The 217-nt window shown below is 41.9% G+C and carries 1 pseudogene; it reads right to left on the reverse strand.

The features are described 5' to 3' along the window. Positions 1 to 217 (reverse strand): annotated as a pseudogene (locus LPKJCM_RS13115) (IS5/IS1182 family transposase); the annotation flags it as partial.

The raw sequence follows: 217 nt of genomic DNA on the forward strand, positions 1-217 counted from the left end.
CGATGGCTCATGCCGTAATATGAAAAGCGGATGTGGTGATTATCCACGTAGTAATCGTCTTTGGCATGATATTCCCAATTCATCACTTTACTCAGATCAGTGCGATATTTCTTCGATTGTTCTTTCAGATACATGGTGTAAGGAATCAAGGGAATCTTACCCAATTTCTCTTTAACGAATTGATAGTTTGGCTCACTGCCGTAGCCCGCATCGGCAA

Origin of the sequence: Lentilactobacillus parakefiri (genome assembly GCF_002157585.1) — a bacterium.
In the GTDB taxonomy this organism is placed as follows: Bacteria; Bacillota; Bacilli; order Lactobacillales; family Lactobacillaceae; genus Lentilactobacillus; species Lentilactobacillus parakefiri.